The organism is Mycobacterium attenuatum, assembly GCF_900566085.1.
In the GTDB taxonomy this organism is placed as follows: Bacteria; Actinomycetota; Actinomycetes; order Mycobacteriales; family Mycobacteriaceae; genus Mycobacterium; species Mycobacterium attenuatum.
On the sequence record NZ_UPHT01000032.1, the window covers coordinates 96774 to 111645 of the forward strand.

The 14872-nt window shown below is 66.5% G+C and carries 14 protein-coding genes; 12 read left to right on the forward strand and 2 right to left on the reverse strand.

The genetic code is table 11. The features are described from left to right. Positions 1 to 5 precede the first annotated feature (5 nt). Both EET13_RS05385 and EET13_RS05390 read right to left on the reverse strand, forming a co-directional pair. Positions 6 to 1049: an LLM class F420-dependent oxidoreductase gene (locus EET13_RS05385; RefSeq protein ID WP_122441304.1), complete on the reverse strand. Its 1044-nt coding sequence runs from the start codon at positions 1047 to 1049 to the stop codon at positions 6 to 8. 374 nt (positions 1050 to 1423) lie between these two features. Beyond that, positions 1424 to 2263: a dienelactone hydrolase family protein gene (locus tag EET13_RS05390; protein WP_122441305.1), complete on the reverse strand. Its 840-nt coding sequence runs from the start codon at positions 2261 to 2263 to the stop codon at positions 1424 to 1426. Positions 2264 to 2492: 229 nt separating this feature from the next. On the opposite strand from EET13_RS05390, the gene glmS reads away from it, so the two are divergent. The 12 genes from glmS (at position 2493) to groES (ending at position 14807) form a co-directional block, all read left to right on the forward strand. Beyond that, positions 2493 to 4361 carry a glutamine--fructose-6-phosphate transaminase (isomerizing) gene (gene glmS, locus EET13_RS05395; protein WP_122441306.1) on the forward strand — a complete coding sequence of 623 codons (1869 nt, stop codon included), beginning with the start codon at positions 2493 to 2495 and terminating at the stop codon, positions 4359 to 4361. Positions 4362 to 4417: 56 nt separating this feature from the next. Then, complete coding sequence (locus EET13_RS05400; RefSeq protein ID WP_122441307.1) at positions 4418 to 5131, forward strand: rhomboid-like protein; 714 nt, start codon at positions 4418 to 4420, stop codon at positions 5129 to 5131. A gap of 30 nt (positions 5132 to 5161) precedes the next feature. After that, positions 5162 to 6586 carry an NAD(P)H-hydrate dehydratase gene (locus tag EET13_RS05405; protein WP_122441365.1) on the forward strand — a complete coding sequence of 475 codons (1425 nt, stop codon included), beginning with the start codon at positions 5162 to 5164 and terminating at the stop codon, positions 6584 to 6586. A gap of 24 nt (positions 6587 to 6610) precedes the next feature. Beyond that, positions 6611 to 7996 carry a glutamate decarboxylase gene (gene gad, locus EET13_RS05410; RefSeq protein WP_122441308.1) on the forward strand — a complete coding sequence of 462 codons (1386 nt, stop codon included), beginning with the start codon at positions 6611 to 6613 and terminating at the stop codon, positions 7994 to 7996. Positions 7997 to 8134: 138 nt separating this feature from the next. Next, a complete protein-coding gene (locus tag EET13_RS05415) occupies positions 8135 to 9088 on the forward strand; it encodes a hypothetical protein (RefSeq protein ID WP_136623112.1) in 954 nt (317 codons plus the stop codon). Between the two features lie 188 nt (positions 9089 to 9276). Beyond that, the gene (gene alr / locus EET13_RS05420) at positions 9277 to 10437 is read left to right on the forward strand and encodes an alanine racemase (protein ID WP_211186351.1); all 1161 of its coding nucleotides are present in this window, start codon (positions 9277 to 9279) and stop codon (positions 10435 to 10437) included. 59 nt (positions 10438 to 10496) lie between these two features. Further along, on the forward strand, positions 10497 to 11549 hold the full coding sequence (locus EET13_RS05425; protein WP_425293635.1) for an alpha/beta fold hydrolase: 1053 nt from the start codon (positions 10497 to 10499) through the stop codon (positions 11547 to 11549). Next, positions 11542 to 12006 carry a tRNA (adenosine(37)-N6)-threonylcarbamoyltransferase complex ATPase subunit type 1 TsaE gene (tsaE, locus tag EET13_RS05430; RefSeq protein ID WP_122441312.1) on the forward strand — a complete coding sequence of 155 codons (465 nt, stop codon included), beginning with the start codon at positions 11542 to 11544 and terminating at the stop codon, positions 12004 to 12006. The genes EET13_RS05425 and tsaE overlap by 8 nt, the downstream gene beginning before the upstream one ends. Positions 12007 to 12049: 43 nt before the next feature. Further along, complete coding sequence (tsaB, locus tag EET13_RS05435) at positions 12050 to 12685, forward strand: tRNA (adenosine(37)-N6)-threonylcarbamoyltransferase complex dimerization subunit type 1 TsaB (protein ID WP_122441313.1); 636 nt, start codon at positions 12050 to 12052, stop codon at positions 12683 to 12685. Further along, a complete protein-coding gene (gene rimI, locus EET13_RS05440) occupies positions 12682 to 13152 on the forward strand; it encodes a ribosomal protein S18-alanine N-acetyltransferase (RefSeq protein ID WP_122441314.1) in 471 nt (156 codons plus the stop codon). The genes tsaB and rimI overlap by 4 nt, the downstream gene beginning before the upstream one ends. Then, the gene (gene tsaD / locus EET13_RS05445; protein ID WP_122441315.1) at positions 13149 to 14183 is read left to right on the forward strand and encodes a tRNA (adenosine(37)-N6)-threonylcarbamoyltransferase complex transferase subunit TsaD; all 1035 of its coding nucleotides are present in this window, start codon (positions 13149 to 13151) and stop codon (positions 14181 to 14183) included. The genes rimI and tsaD overlap by 4 nt, the downstream gene beginning before the upstream one ends. Positions 14184 to 14504: 321 nt before the next feature. After that, positions 14505 to 14807, forward strand: a complete 303-nt coding sequence (groES, locus tag EET13_RS05450; RefSeq protein ID WP_007167930.1) for a co-chaperone GroES — start codon at positions 14505 to 14507, stop codon at positions 14805 to 14807. Positions 14808 to 14872 lie beyond the last annotated feature (65 nt).

Below are 14872 nucleotides of genomic sequence, written 5' to 3' on the forward strand. Positions count from 1 at the left end.
CCGCGTCAGCAGGGCCGCAGCCGCAGCAGCTCCTCGACGTAGCGCACCGCTTCACCGGCATCGCCGGTGACCGGTCTGGCCAAGAGCGTGGTGACGCCGGCGTCAGCGAAGGCGGCCAGGCGTTCGGCGACGTGGCCTCGCGGCCCGATCAGCGAGATCCCGCGCACCAGCTCGTCGGGAACCGCGTCGATCGCCTGTTGTTTGCGGCCTGCCAGATACAGCTCCTGGATCCGGTCTGCGGCCGCCCCGAAGCCATATCGGGTGGCCAGGCTGTGGTAGAAGTTGCGGCCTTTGGCGCCCATTCCGCCGATGTAGAGGGCCAGTTGCGGTTTGGTCCACCCCAGTCGCTCATCGACATTGTCCCCGATCGCCAGGGAGGTACCGACGATCACGTCCAGCGGTCCCAGCACAGGATCTCGTTTGGCGGTGCCGGCAGCCAGCGCTTCTCCCCAGACCGCGTGAGCCTTCTCCGGGTAGAAGAAGACGGGCTGCCAGCCCTCCGCGATCTCTGCGGTCAGCTCGACGTTCTTCGGTCCCAGCGCGGCGATGGATATCGGGATGCGTTCTCGCACAGGATGGTTGATGAGCTGCAGCGCTTTACCCAAACCGGTTCCTCGATCAGCGGGCAGTGGGATCTGGTAGTGCTTGCCGGCGAAGTGCAGACGCTCCCGGCGCCAGATCCGCCGACAGATTTCCACCACCTCACGGGTGCGCCCTATCGGGGCGTCGAATTCGACGCCATGGAAGCCCTCGATCACTTGAGGTCCGGACGTGCCGATCCCCAGGTGGAAACGGCCGTCGGAGACGAAGTCCAGGCCGGCGGCGGTCATGGCCAGCAGCGGCGGCGTGCGGATATAGATCGGAACCACCCCGGAAGCCAACTCCACGCGGGTGGTCCTGGCCGCCAAAAACCCCAGCTGGCTGACGGCGTCAAAGGAATACGCCTCCGCCACCACCGCGAGGTCGATGCCGGCTTTTTCCAGTTCGACGACGCGGTCGACGGCTTGGTGAAAGCCGCCCGAGTAGTCCAGGGCAATGCCGATTCGCATCAACGACACTTACCACGGTGACACGGCCGCGCGGCGCTGCGGTGCCCGCGCATGGCTTAACCTGAGCAGCCGCGCCGCGCATGAGGCAGACCAACTCGACCGCCGTTGCCAACAGTTTTCGAGCTGGTCCGGGCAATCCTTGGAAACAAGATCAAAGTCCATACCCGCCACGCATTCGTACTGAGCAAAGGTTCCTCGTCGACAAGTCCAGGAAGGCGAGCGCGATCAATTTCGTCGATGCCCGCACCGCTCCGTGAGCAGGACGTCGGAACCCTGCGCTTTTCGCAGGCTAATGCAGCATGCGTTCAAGCTAGGTGGGTAGCAGGACCCGCGCTCGGGACTATGGCTCAAGTCGCCTGGGCGCGCGGCAGGCGTCACTTCAACAGCGTGACGATCTTCTCTTCAGCGGTCACCGGCGGAGCTTCCGGATCCACCACGTCCGTCTTGGGCAACTGCACGTCCGGGTCGGCGAACTGGCGATACGTCTTGTCGCCGCCAAGGGTGTACAGCAGATATCCGGTGAGCAGCGCCCGAACCGAGCGCTGGGTCCTGCGGTCAGCGCCGGCCAGTCCGACCGCCTTCGCCAGCCGCCTGCCCTCCACCAGGCCGCCGGCCTTGGCTTTGCTGACGATGCGCAACGTGGCCGCGTCCCACGCCCGCGCCAACTCGAGCGCATTGGACGTCAACGTCTTGGGATCGGCGGGCGCGGCCATGATCAGACCCGGAACCTGCAGGGTCGCGACGGGCTGCTCCGGCGGGGGAGCGGTCACGCTGGGAAAGATCGCCGCCACGGCTGCCGGCTTATTGGGCATGCCGGCCGCCGCGAACACCGCGGCCGAGCCGCCGAAGCCGTGTCCGGCCAGTCCCAGCTTGGCGGGGTGCACGCTAATCTTGCCGGGCCCCAGCCGGACCCCCGCCACGATGTCGAGGGCAACGCCTAGATCGAAGGCCAGGTTCAGCGCCGACGGCGCGAGGCCCCGTTGAGTATCGGGCGCCCCGGCCACAATGCCCCATGACGCAAGGTGTTCCAACAGGCCCGAATAGCGGGTAGCTGAGGTCAGCCAGTCGTGGCCGAAGGCAATGCCGGGCAAGTTGGTCCCGGCTTCCGGGGTGTACACCACTCCCGGCAGGCCGGCAAAGGCGAGGTCACCGCGCAGAACGCGGTGGGGACCACGGCGGCTGAGGGCGGCGAAGAGCTTGCGGGTGCGGGCCACCCGTCGACGTTAGCGGTGACGCCAAGGATGGGTCCAGTGGTCCACCGGGGTAGCAGCGTCATCGTGGGCGGCGCCGGCACTACCTCGGTCTGCTTAGTGCAGGCGCCCTGGGGCGGCGCCTGCACTACCCTGGTCTGCTTCGTGCAGGCGCCCTGGGGCGGCGCCTGCACTACCTCGGTCTGCTTCGTGCAGGCGCCCTGGGGCGGCGCCTGCACTACCCTGGTCTGCTATGTGCGGAATTGTCGGCTACGTGGGGCAGCGTCCTGCCTGCGAGGTCGTCCTGGACGCGCTGCGTCGGATGGAGTACCGCGGCTACGACTCGTCGGGCATGGCCGTGGTCGACGGTGAGGGCAAGCTCACAGTGCGCCGCCGTGCCGGCCGGCTGGCCAATCTGGAGGCGGCCGTGGCCGACATGGCGCCATCCGAGTTGACCGGCACCACCGGCTTGGGTCACACCCGCTGGGCCACCCACGGTCGTCCCACTGACCGCAACGCGCACCCCCACCGCGACGCCGCCGGCAAGATCGCCGTCGTCCACAACGGCATCATCGAGAACTTCGCCATGCTGCGCCAGGAGCTGGAGACTGCCGGCGTGGAGTTTGCCAGCGACACCGACACCGAAGTCGCGGTGCACCTGGTGTCCCAGGCGTATCACCAGGGCGCCACGGCCGGCGATTTCGTTGCCTGCGTGCTGTCGGTGCTGCGTCGGCTCGAGGGCCACTTCACCCTGGTGTTCGCCAACGCCGACGATCCCGGCACCATCGTCGCGGCCCGCCGCTCGACTCCGCTGGTCCTCGGTATCGGCGACGGCGAAATGTTCGTCGGCTCCGACGTGGCCGCGTTCATCGAACACACCCGCCACGCGGTCGAACTCGGCCAGGACCAGGCCGTAGTGATCACCGCAGACGGCTACCGGATTATCGACTTCGACGGCAACCCCGACGACGCGAGCGCGCGAGAATTCCATATCGACTGGGACCTGGCGGCTGCTGAAAAGGGCGGCTACGAGTACTTCATGCTCAAAGAGATCGCCGAACAGCCCACCGCGGTGGCCGACACATTGCTGGGTCATTTCGTGGGCAACCGCATCGTGCTCGACGAACAACGCCTGAGCGATCAGGAACTGCGCGACATCGACAAGGTGTTCGTGGTGGCCTGCGGCACCGCCTACCACTCCGGGCTACTCGCCAAATACGCCATCGAGCACTGGACGCGACTGCCGGTGGAAGTGGAGTTGGCCAGCGAATTCCGCTACCGGGACCCAGTTTTGGACCGCAGCACCTTGGTCGTGGCCGTCTCACAGTCCGGGGAAACCGCCGACACGCTGGAGGCGGTGCGCCACGCCAAGGAGCAGAAGGCCAAGGTGCTGGCGATCTGCAACACCAACGGCTCCCAGATCCCTCGGGAGTGCGACGCGGTGTTGTACACGCGCGCGGGCCCCGAGATCGGCGTTGCCTCCACCAAGACGTTCCTGGCCCAGGTGACCGCCAACTACCTGCTCGGTCTGGCCTTGGCACAAGCCCGTGGCACTAAATACCCCGACGAGGTGGAACGCGAGTACCGCGAGCTGGAAGCGATGCCCGATCTAGTGGCCCGGGTCATCTCCGGCGTCAAGCCGGTGGCCGACCTGGCCTACCGGTTCGCGCAGTCGTCGACGGTGCTGTTCCTGGGGCGCCATGTCGGCTACCCGGTGGCGCTGGAAGGTGCGCTCAAACTCAAGGAACTGGCCTACATGCACGCCGAGGGTTTCGCGGCCGGTGAGCTCAAGCACGGCCCGATCGCCCTCATCGAAGACGACCTTCCGGTCATTGTCATCATGCCCTCGCCCAAGGGCTCGGCCACACTGCACGCAAAGTTGCTGTCCAATATCCGCGAGATTCAGACCCGCGGCGCGGTGACCATCGTGATCGCCGAGGAAGGCGACGAAACGGTACGTCCCTACGCCGATCATCTGATCGAAATCCCTGCTGTGTCAACGCTTTTGCAGCCGCTGCTGTCGACGATCCCGCTGCAGGTGTTCGCCGCCGCGGTCGCCCAGGCCCGCGGTTACGACGTCGACAAGCCGCGCAACCTGGCCAAATCCGTCACGGTGGAATAGCAGACGCACGGCCCGACCCTTCACGCGGCAACGCCGGGCATGCAAAAGTTGACTGCGTGGCGAACGTATCGGAGCCGGCCCGGGCGCGACGGTGGGCGCTTGCCGCGTGGCATTTCGTGAGCAACGCGCCGTTGACCTACACCTGGCTGCTCGTGCTGGCGATCACCACGATCATCCAGAACCAGCTCACCGGGCGGCAATTGCACAGCGTCCTGCTGCACCGGTCCACCAATATCAGCCATCTGGGTAGGGATCCGCTGGAGGTGCTGTTCTCCAGCCTGTTGTGGATCGACGGCCGAAACCTGGAACCCTACCTTTTGCTGTTCACCCTGTTTCTGGCGCCCGCCGAGCATTGGCTTGGCCAACTACGTTGGCTCACAGTGGGTTTGACCGCACACATCGGCGCCACGTACTTCAGCGAAGGCCTGCTGTATTTCGCCATCCAAATGCGTGACGCGTCGGAACGGCTAGTGCATTCCCGCGACATCGGGGTCAGCTACTTCCTGGTCGGAGTCATGGCTGTGCTGGCCTACCACATCGCCAAGCCGTGGCGGTGGGGATACCTGGGTGTGCTGCTGGTCATCTATGGCTTCCCGCTGATCACGATGGACAAATCCGAGCTCAACTTCACCGCTATCGGCCACTTCACGGCGATCCTTATCGGGCTTGCGTTCTATCCGATGGCCCGAGAACGCAAGAGCCCGGTGTGGAATCCGGCAAGGCTCAAGGAGATTTTCCGGCGGCGCCGCTCGCGCGAGGCGCCGGTCTAGGCTACGTGCCCGCATGCGATGCTGACACCGATGCGGCATTACTACTCTGCAGACCAGATCCGCAACGCCGAAGCACCGCTGCTGGCCAGCCTGCCTGACGGCGCCCTGATGCGGCGGGCGGCCTACGGATTGGCCACCGGGATCATCCGGGAATTGACCGGCCGCACCGGCGGCGTCGCCGGCCGGCGTGTGTGCGCCGTCGTCGGATCCGGCGACAACGGTGGTGACGCGCTGTGGGCGGCCACCTTCCTGCGCCGCCGCGGCGCGGCCGCCCATGCCGTGTTGCTCAACCCCGAGCGCACGCACCGCAAGGCGCTGGCGGCGTTCACCAAAGCCGGCGGTCGTGTCGTCGAAAGTATCTCAACTGCAACCGATCTCGTGATCGACGGCGTAGTTGGCATCTCCGGTTCGGGGCCGTTGCGGCCCGCGGCGGCTGAGGTGTTCGCCGCGGTACACGACGCCGGGATCCCGGTGGTCGCCGTCGACATCCCCAGCGGCATCGACGTGGCGACCGGGGCGATCGCCGGCCCCGCGGTGCACGCCGCGCTGACCGTCACCTTCGGCGGGCTCAAACCTGTACATGCGCTGGCCGACTGCGGCCGCGTCGTCCTCGTCGATATCGGGCTCGACCCACCCGACACCGACCTGCTAGGCATGCAGGCCGCCGACGTACTCGCGCGCTGGCCAGCACCGGGCCCCGGCGACGACAAATACACCCAGGGAGTCACCGGTGTCCTGGCCGGCTCGTCGACATATCCGGGTGCGGCGGTGCTGTGCACGGGCGCGGCGGTCGCGGCCACCTCGGGCATGGTCCGCTACGCCGGTAGTGCCCATGCCGAGGTGCTCGCGCACTGGCCGGAGGTGATCGCGTCACCCAGCGCGGCGGCGGCCGGACGGGTCCAGGCCTGGGTCGTCGGGCCGGGACTGGGTACCTCAGGCCAGGAGGCGGCCGCGGCGTTGTGGTTCGCCCTGGAAACCGATCTGCCGGTCCTGGTCGACGCCGACGGCCTGACCATGCTGGCGGCTCACCCGGAGTTGGTGCTCAATCGCCGGGCGCCGACGGTGCTGACGCCGCATGCCGGTGAATTCGCCAGGCTGGCCGGCGCACCTCCCGGCCCCGATCGGGTCAGCGCGTGTCGCAAGCTCGCCGACACCTTCGGCGCCACCGTGCTGCTCAAGGGGTACGTCACCGTCATCGCCGACCCCGGCGGCCCGGTGTACCTGAGTCCGGCGGGCCAATCCTGGGCCGCCACGGCCGGTTCCGGAGACGTGCTGTCCGGGATGATCGGCGCGCTGCTGGCATCGGGGCTGGCGCCGGCCGAGGCGGCCGCGGCAGCGGCCTTCGTGCATGCTCGCGCGGCCGGGATTTCGGCCGTCGATCCCGGGCCCGGCGGTGCGCCGACGTCCGCATCACGAATCCTGCACCACATCAGGGCCGCCCTGGCTGCTCTGTAGACATCCACAACGAAAGGATCTGCCGTGTCCCGCAGCCACCCGTCCGTGCCCGCGCACTCGATTGCTCCGGCCTACACCGGGCGGATGTTCACCGCTCCGGTGCCGGCGCTACGGCTGCCCGACGAGTCGATGGATCCCGAGACCGCCTACCGCTTCATCCACGACGAACTCATGCTCGACGGCAGTTCGCGGCTGAACCTGGCCACTTTCGTGACCACCTGGATGGACCCCGAGGCCGGCAAGCTGATGGCCGAGACGTTCGACAAGAACATGATCGACAAGGACGAATACCCGGCGACGGCGGCCATCGAGTCCCGCTGTGTATCCATGGTGGCCGACCTCTTCCACGCCGAGGGATTGCGTGACGACGACCCGGGCAGTGCCACCGGGGTTTCGACCATCGGCTCCAGCGAGGCGGTGATGCTGGGCGGGCTGGCCATGAAATGGCGCTGGCGGCAGAAGGTGGGCGCCGGCTGGGCCAAACGGACCCCGAATCTGGTGATGGGTTCCAACGTGCAGGTGGTATGGGAGAAGTTTTGCCGGTACTTCGACGTCGAGCCCCGCTACCTGCCGATGGAGAAGGGGCGCTACGTCATTACTCCCGAGCAGGTGGTCGATGCCGTCGACGAGGACACCATCGGTGTGGTGGCGATTCTGGGCACCACCTACACCGGTGAGCTGGAACCGGTCGCGGAGATCTGCGCCGCGCTCGACAAATTGGCGGCGAGCGGTGGGGTGGACGTCCCGGTGCACGTCGACGCCGCCAGCGGCGGGTTCGTGGTGCCGTTCTTGCATCCCGACCTGCAGTGGGACTTCCGGTTGCCCCGAGTGGTGTCCATCAACGTCAGCGGCCACAAGTACGGGCTGACCTATCCCGGCGTCGGGTTCGTGGTGTGGCGCGGCCCCGAGTATCTGCCCGAGGAACTGGTATTCCGGGTCAATTACCTGGGCGGGGACATGCCGACGTTCACGCTGAACTTCTCCCGGCCGGGCAACCAGGTCGTCGGCCAGTACTACAACTTCCTGCGGCTGGGCCGTGAGGGCTACACCAAGGTCATGCAGGCACTGTCGCTGACTGCGCGGTGGATCGGCGAGCAGCTGCGTACGGTGGAACACTGCGAGCTGATCTCGGACGGCTCGGCGATCCCGGTGGTCGCTTTCCGGCTCGCCGGGGACCACGGCTACACCGAGTTCGACGTCTCACACGAATTGCGTACCTTCGGCTGGCAGGTCCCGGCCTACACCATGCCGGACAACGCCACCGACATCGCCGTGCTGCGCATCGTGGTGCGGGAAGGGCTGTCTGCCGACCTGGCTCGGGCATTGCACGACGACATCTCCAGCGCGGTGCGCACGCTGAACAAGCTCAAGCCCGGCGGGCACTACGACGCCCAGCATTTCGCGCATTAGTTTCGCTAGCTGTATAAAAGTCGGGTACTGAGGTGTGAACACCAACCCCGGCGTCCGGCCAAAGCTCAGAAACAATGTGGCCGTCCGCGGCGGGGGTATTCCTTCAGCGGAAAGGCCGATTTCTTGTCTCTGTCTCGATTGCCGTCTCGATTGCCGGGTGGTTCCAAAACCGTCGGCGACGTCAGTGCTAGCGAACCCGACCTTGTCTACCGCCAAGACGGGACCGCGAAGGCGCAGCGCGGCAAACATGGCGCTGCGGTTGTGCTGGGGGCTCTGGCACTGACCAGCGGCATCGTCGCCGTCACCGATGCCGCCACCACCAGGGAGCCGCATATCGGCGTGGGCAGACTCGCGATCATCTTGACTCATGGTGGATTCAAACTCGACACCTGCTCGAATGGCGAGTACAACAGCAATTCAGCTACCTCTGACAATACTCAAGATAACATTAGCAATTCAACTACCCCTAGCATCGATCAGGGGAACGCGCAGGTAGACTACGTTTCTCTCGATGAGACCCCGCTTTCGGATTCCAGCGACTACTACGCGAATAGTATTATCATCGAACAAAATAATAACCGTCAGTATGGCGAATTCGAACGCTTCAATGATGATTGGCTAAACCGCAATATCGAAAATAGAATTACCAATGTCGATGTCAATCCAAACAATTCTAACGATATGTACATCATCGCGAACGCAAATCTTGGCGACGTTGATGAAGATATAACTGAACTCTCCAACCCATTTCCTCAGGCGACGTTTGATGTCAACTACACCACGCGACCGCAGAGACTTGACACCTGGCTTATTTATGACGAGAATGGCGATGCTCGGACTCGTAACATGCATACTTTGTCGCGAGGTGGTCAGCTAAATTTCGAGGCCATTTCTCCAGGCCTCTACCAGCAGGGCCGAGACATTGAAATGATATTCAGAGACTGGTACAACCGAGGCATTGGAGGAAATCTAAATTTCGATCCGAACTATGGTCAGGAAGATCCCTTTAATCACGATTACGATGCACCCTATAGCGTGCCTGACCCTTATGAACGGCCGGATTGGTCCGATCTTTCCGATGACGACGATTAGGAACTCTACCGAGTGAGCCTCGACTCTCCGCGGACCCGACGTGCTGTCTTGATCGGTCCCGCCGGTAGCCGGGTCGAGCACCGCGGGGCGAATTGCACCGTGAACCCCCCGCCGCATGGCTCTCACCAGCTAGTTGATGTAGTTCTGGGAGGATGGCGGGTGCTTACACAGTAAGGAGCACGACTTCGTTGGCCGTTACGCCGATATCCCGAACGCCGGGCGTCCTGGCCGAGGCCGTGGTCGACCTGGGTGCCGTCGAACACAACGTGCGGGTGCTGCGCGAGCACGCCGGAAGCGCCCAGGTTATGGCCGTCGTCAAGGCGGACGGTTACGGACATGGCGCGACCAGGGTCGCCCGCGCCGCGTTGGCTGCGGGTGCAGCCGAACTCGGCGTCGCCACCGTCGACGAGGCGCTGGCATTGCGCGCCGACGGGATCACCGCGCCGGTGTTGGCCTGGCTCCATCCGCCCGGCATCGATTTCGGTCCGGCGCTGGTTGCCGATGTCGAAATCGCGGTCTCGTCGGCGCGTCAACTCGACGAGCTGCTGGATGCGGTGGCCCGTACCGGCCGGACGGCAACGGTGACTGTCAAGGTCGACACCGGACTCAACCGCAACGGCGTGCCGCCGGCGCTGTACCCCGAGATGCTGGCTAGGTTGCGTGAGGCCGCTGCCGAGCATGCGATCCGGCTGCGGGGACTGATGTCGCACCTGGTGTACGCGGACGCGCCGCGACAGCCCATCAATGACGTTCAGGCCCAACGGTTCCAGGACATGCTGTCGTACGCCCGTGAACAGGGCGTCCGGTTCGAGGTAGCGCACCTGTCCAATTCGTCGGCGACCATGGCCCGTCCGGATCTGACCCTCGATCTGGTGCGTCCGGGCATCGCGGTGTACGGGTTGAGCCCGGTACCGGAGCGGGGAGAGATGGGCTTGGTGCCGGCCATGACCGTGAAATGTGCTGTGGCGCTGGTCAAATCGGTTCCGGCGGGAGAGGGCGTGTCGTACGGGCATACCTGGATCGCGCCGCACGACACCACGGTGGCGCTGCTGCCGATCGGCTACGCCGACGGCGTGTTCCGGTCGCTGGGCGGGCGTCTCGAGGTGCTGATCAATGGCCGGCGACGACCGGGCGTCGGCCGGATCTGCATGGACCAGTTCGTCGTCGATCTCGGCCCCGGTCACGTCGACGTGACCGAAGGCGATGAGGCCATTCTGTTCGGGCCCGGCAACCGCGGCGAGCCCACTGCACAGGACTGGGCCGATCTGGTCGGCACCATCCATTACGAAGTGATCACCAGCCCGCGCGGGCGGATCACCAGAACCTATCGCGAGGTCGAAAACCGTTGACCTTCAACGAATCCCATAGGGACAATAAGGGTAGGGCCTGGCTGGCGGGAGGTGCCGGGCTGACCGCGGTAGCCACGATTGTCGGAGCCTCTGCCCGCCGGTCGTTGGCCGAACGCAGCGGTGTGGTCGAAGACCCCTTCGCCGACGAGGATTTCGAGCGGCTGGACAGCGACCGCGGCCACGTGGTGACCACCCCCGACGGGGTACCGCTGGCGGTGCGCGAGGCTGGGCCGGTCGATGCGCCGGTGACCCTGGTCTTCGCCCACGGGTTTTGTCTTCGCATGGGCGCCTTCCACTTTCAGCGGATCCGGCTTGGCAAACACTGGGGCTCGAAGGTGCGAATGGTCTTCTACGACCAGCGTGGGCATGGCCAGTCCGGTGAAGCCGCGCCGCAGACCTACACGCTGACCCAGCTCGGCCAGGACCTGGAAACGGTCCTGCGGGCGACCGCGCCGCGCGGACCGATTGTGCTGGTGGGACATTCGATGGGCGGAATGACGGTGCTGTCGCATGCCCGCCAGTTCCCTGAGCACTACGGCCAGCGGATCGTGGGGGCCGCGATCATCTCCTCGGCCGCCGAAGGGGTGACGCGCTCACCGCTGGGCGAATTCCTCAAGAATCCGGCGTTGGAAGCGGTGCGGTTCACGGCCCGCTCCGCGCCGAAGCTGGTGCACCGCGGCCGTACCGTGTCACGTTCGCTGATCGCCCCGATCCTGCGCGCGGCATCCTTCAGTGACCTGCAGATCAGCCGGAGCCTGGATGCGTTCTCGCAGCGGATGATGAACGACACCCCGATCGCCACTCTGGTGGAGTTCCTGCAGGCGCTGGAAGTCCACGACGAAACCGCGGGACTGTGGACGTTGCTGAAGGTCCCGACGCTGATCGCCTGCGGCGACCACGACCTGCTCACCCCGGACGAATATTCGAGGAAGATGGCGGCTTCGCTGCCGCAGTCGGAACTGGTCGTCGTCACCGGGGCCAGTCATCTGGCGCTGCTGGAGAAGCCCGACGCCATCAACGAGGCACTGGTCCGGTTGGTCGACCGGGCCACTCCGGGCGCAATGACGTTGCGGTACCGGCGGTTGCGGGAACGGTGGCGCCGTCGTGGCTGAGCAACACAAACTCGAGCATGTCGAAGACACCGTCGCGCTGGGAGCCCGGTTGGGCAAGCAACTGCGCGCCGGCGACGTGGTGGTGCTATCCGGTCCGCTGGGCGCGGGAAAGACCGTGCTGGCCAAGGGGATTGCCGAGGCCATGGATGTCGACGGTCCGGTCCTCTCGCCGACCTACGTGCTGGCGCGGGTACACCCGGCGCGCCGTCCCGGCCGTCCGGCGATGATTCACGTCGACATGTATCGCCTGCTTGATCAGCCCAACCATCTAAGCGCCGATCTGCTCGGCGAGCTCGACTCGTTGGACCTCGACACCGAGCTCGATGACGCGGTTGTGGTGGTCGAGTGGGGTGCGGGCCTGGCCGAACGTCTGTCCCAGCGGCACCTCGACGTCCGGTTGGAGCGGCTCAGCCATTCCGACGTGCGGATCGCCACCTGGCAATGGGTGTGTTCATGAGCCGCACCGGCGACGACGCAAAGCGCAGCGATGAGGAGGAGCGGTGCCGATAAACACCGTTCTGGCCATCGACACCGCCACCCCGGCCGTGACGGCAGGCGTGGTCCGCAAAGACGGCGGCCAGTGCGTCACCCTGGCTCAGCGGGTCATCGTCGACGCCCGGGCACATGCCGAACGGTTGACCCCTAACGTGCTGTCCGCACTCGCTGACGCGGCGCTGAGCATGGCCGACCTGGACGCCGTGGTGGTGGGCTGCGGTCCGGGCCCGTTCACCGGTCTGCGGGCCGGGATGGCGACGGCCGCGGCCTACGGACATGCGCTGGGGATCCCGGTGTACGGCGTGTGCAGCCTGGACGCCATCGGCGGCCAAACCGCCGGTGACACGCTGGTGGTCACCGACGCCCGCCGCCGCGAAGTGTATTGGGCGCGATACCGCGACGGAGTGCGCGCCGCCGGGCCGGCCGTCAACGCCCCGGCCGACGTCGATCCCGGCCCGGCCCGCACGGTCGCCGGATCGCCGCAGCACGCCGCGTTGTTCGATCTGCCCCGGTGTGAGCCGGTATATCCGACGCCGGCGGGTCTGGTGGCCGCGGTGAACGAGTGGTCGGACCCTCCGCCGCCGCTGGTGGCGCTGTATCTGCGCCGCCCGGATGCCAAGCCGTTGGCGGCTCGCACATGACCGCGCACATCCAGCCCGTCACCCTCGCTGCGCTGGCACCCGCGGACGCCGACCGGTGCGCCGAATTGGAAGCCCAGTTGTTCGACGGCGACGATCCGTGGCCGGCGGTGGCCTTCGAGCGGGAACTGGCCAGTGCGCGCAACCACTACGTGGGCGCCCGCAGCGGCGACACCCTGGTCGGCTATGCCGGCATTTGCCGGCTGGGCCGCACCGCGCCGTACGAGTACGAGGTGCACACGATCGGTGTGGACCCGGCCTACCAGGGACAGGGCATCGGCCGTCGGCTCCTCGACGACCTGCTCGACTTCGCCGGGACCGGCGTCGTCTACCTCGAGGTCCGTACCGACAATGAGCCCGCCCTCGCGCTGTATCGCAGCGTTGGATTCGAGCAGGTCGGCCTGCGCCGGCGCTACTACCGGGTGAGCGGCGCCGACGCCTACACGATGCGACGGGAGCCGCGCCGATGAGCATCGTGCTGGCCATCGAAACTTCCTGCGACGAAACGGGAGTCGGCATCGCCCGCCTGGAGGCTGACGGCACGCTGACATTGCTGGCCGATGAGGTGGCCTCCAGCGTCGATGAGCATGTGCGGTTCGGCGGCGTGGTTCCCGAGATCGCGTCACGGGCGCACCTGGAAGCGCTTGGTCCGCTCATGCGCCGGGCGCTGGCGGCGGCGGGTCTGCAGCGACCGGACGTCGTTGCGGCCACCATCGGCCCGGGCCTGGCTGGTGCGCTGCTGGTGGGAGTGGCGGCGGCCAAGGCCTACGCGGCGGCCTGGGGGGTGCCGTTCTACGGCGTCAACCACCTCGGCGGGCACCTGGCGGCCGACGTCTACGAACACGGCCCCCTGCCCGAGTGCGTGGCGCTGCTGGTGTCCGGCGGACACACCCACCTGCTGCACGTGCGCTCGCTTGCCGAGCCGATCGTCGAGCTGGGCAGCACCGTCGACGACGCGGCCGGTGAGGCCTACGACAAAGTGGCGCGTCTGCTGGGGCTGGGTTATCCGGGTGGCAGGGTGCTCGACGACCTGGCCCGCACCTGCGGCCGGGAGGCCGCGGAGATTCCCGTGTTCCCGCGCGGCATGACCGGTCCGCGCGATGATCCCTACGCGTTCAGCTTCTCCGGGCTCAAGACCGCGGTGGCCCGCTATGTCGAGAGCAATCCAGACTTCCGGCCCGCCGACGTCGCGGCCGGGTTCCAGGAGTCCGTCGCCGACGTGTTGACCAAGAAGGCGGTGCGCGCGGCCACCGAACTGGGGGTGTCGACCCTGCTGATCGCGGGCGGGGTGGCCGCCAACTCCCGGCTGCGCGAGCTGGCCACCCAGCGCTGCGCCGAGGCCGGGCTGGATCTGCGGATCCCCAAGCCTCGGCTGTGCACCGACAACGGCGCCATGATCGCCGCTTTCGCGGCACACCTGGTGGCCGCGGCAGCGCCGCCGTCGCCGCTGGACGTACCCAGCGACCCCGGACTGCCCGTGGTAGTTGGGCAGCTGAGCTAGCCTCTTGCCCGAAATTGCCGTCATGGCTGTCGTTGGCGAGCGGATCGCCACCCTGGCGGCGGCCTCGGCGTCGGCGGCCCGCGCAACGCCGACGCGCAGAAGCACCGGGGTGCCCTTGAGTGCTAGCACTCTCATGTATAGAGTGCTAGGTGGCAGTTCGGACGGCCCCTGTTGCCGGCACCCGCGACGACGGCGCAAGAGCACGGAAGAATGCCAAATCACCTGGTAATTCGGACGGTTCCGGGGGCAAGCCCCGGACCGACCGCCAACTCCGGTCCGGGACAGAACCCGGACCCGACCCAATAGTGGAGGGCTCCAATCGTGGCGAAGGTGAACATCAAGCCACTCGAGGACAAGATTCTCGTGCAGGCCAACGAGGCCGAGACCACGACCGCGTCCGGTCTGGTCATTCCCGACACCGCTAAGGAGAAGCCCCAGGAGGGCACCGTCGTCGCTGTCGGCCCCGGCCGCTGGGACGAGGATGGCGAGAAGCGGATCCCGCTGGACGTTTCCGAGGGCGACACCGTCATCTACAGCAAGTACGGCGGCACCGAGATCAAGTACAACGGCGAGGAATACCTGATCCTGTCGGCACGCGACGTGCTGGCCGTCGTTTCCAAGTAACACAACCGTGTTCCGCCCCGGCGATCCCCGTGTACGACACGGGTGATTTCCGGGGCGGCATGCGT

Bases quoted from the DNA above. Each gene is read 5' to 3' on its own strand.
- EET13_RS05385 (WP_122441304.1), bottom strand. From the start codon at position 1,049: ATGCGAATCGGCATTGCCCTGGACTACTCGGGCGGCTTTCACCAAGCC.
- tsaD (WP_122441315.1), top strand. From the start codon at position 13,149: ATGAGCATCGTGCTGGCCATCGAAACTTCCTGCGACGAAACGGGAGTC.
- rimI (WP_122441314.1), top strand. From the start codon at position 12,682: ATGACCGCGCACATCCAGCCCGTCACCCTCGCTGCGCTGGCACCCGCG.
- glmS (WP_122441306.1), top strand. From the start codon at position 2,493: ATGTGCGGAATTGTCGGCTACGTGGGGCAGCGTCCTGCCTGCGAGGTC.
- EET13_RS05405 (WP_122441365.1), top strand. From the start codon at position 5,162: ATGCGGCATTACTACTCTGCAGACCAGATCCGCAACGCCGAAGCACCG.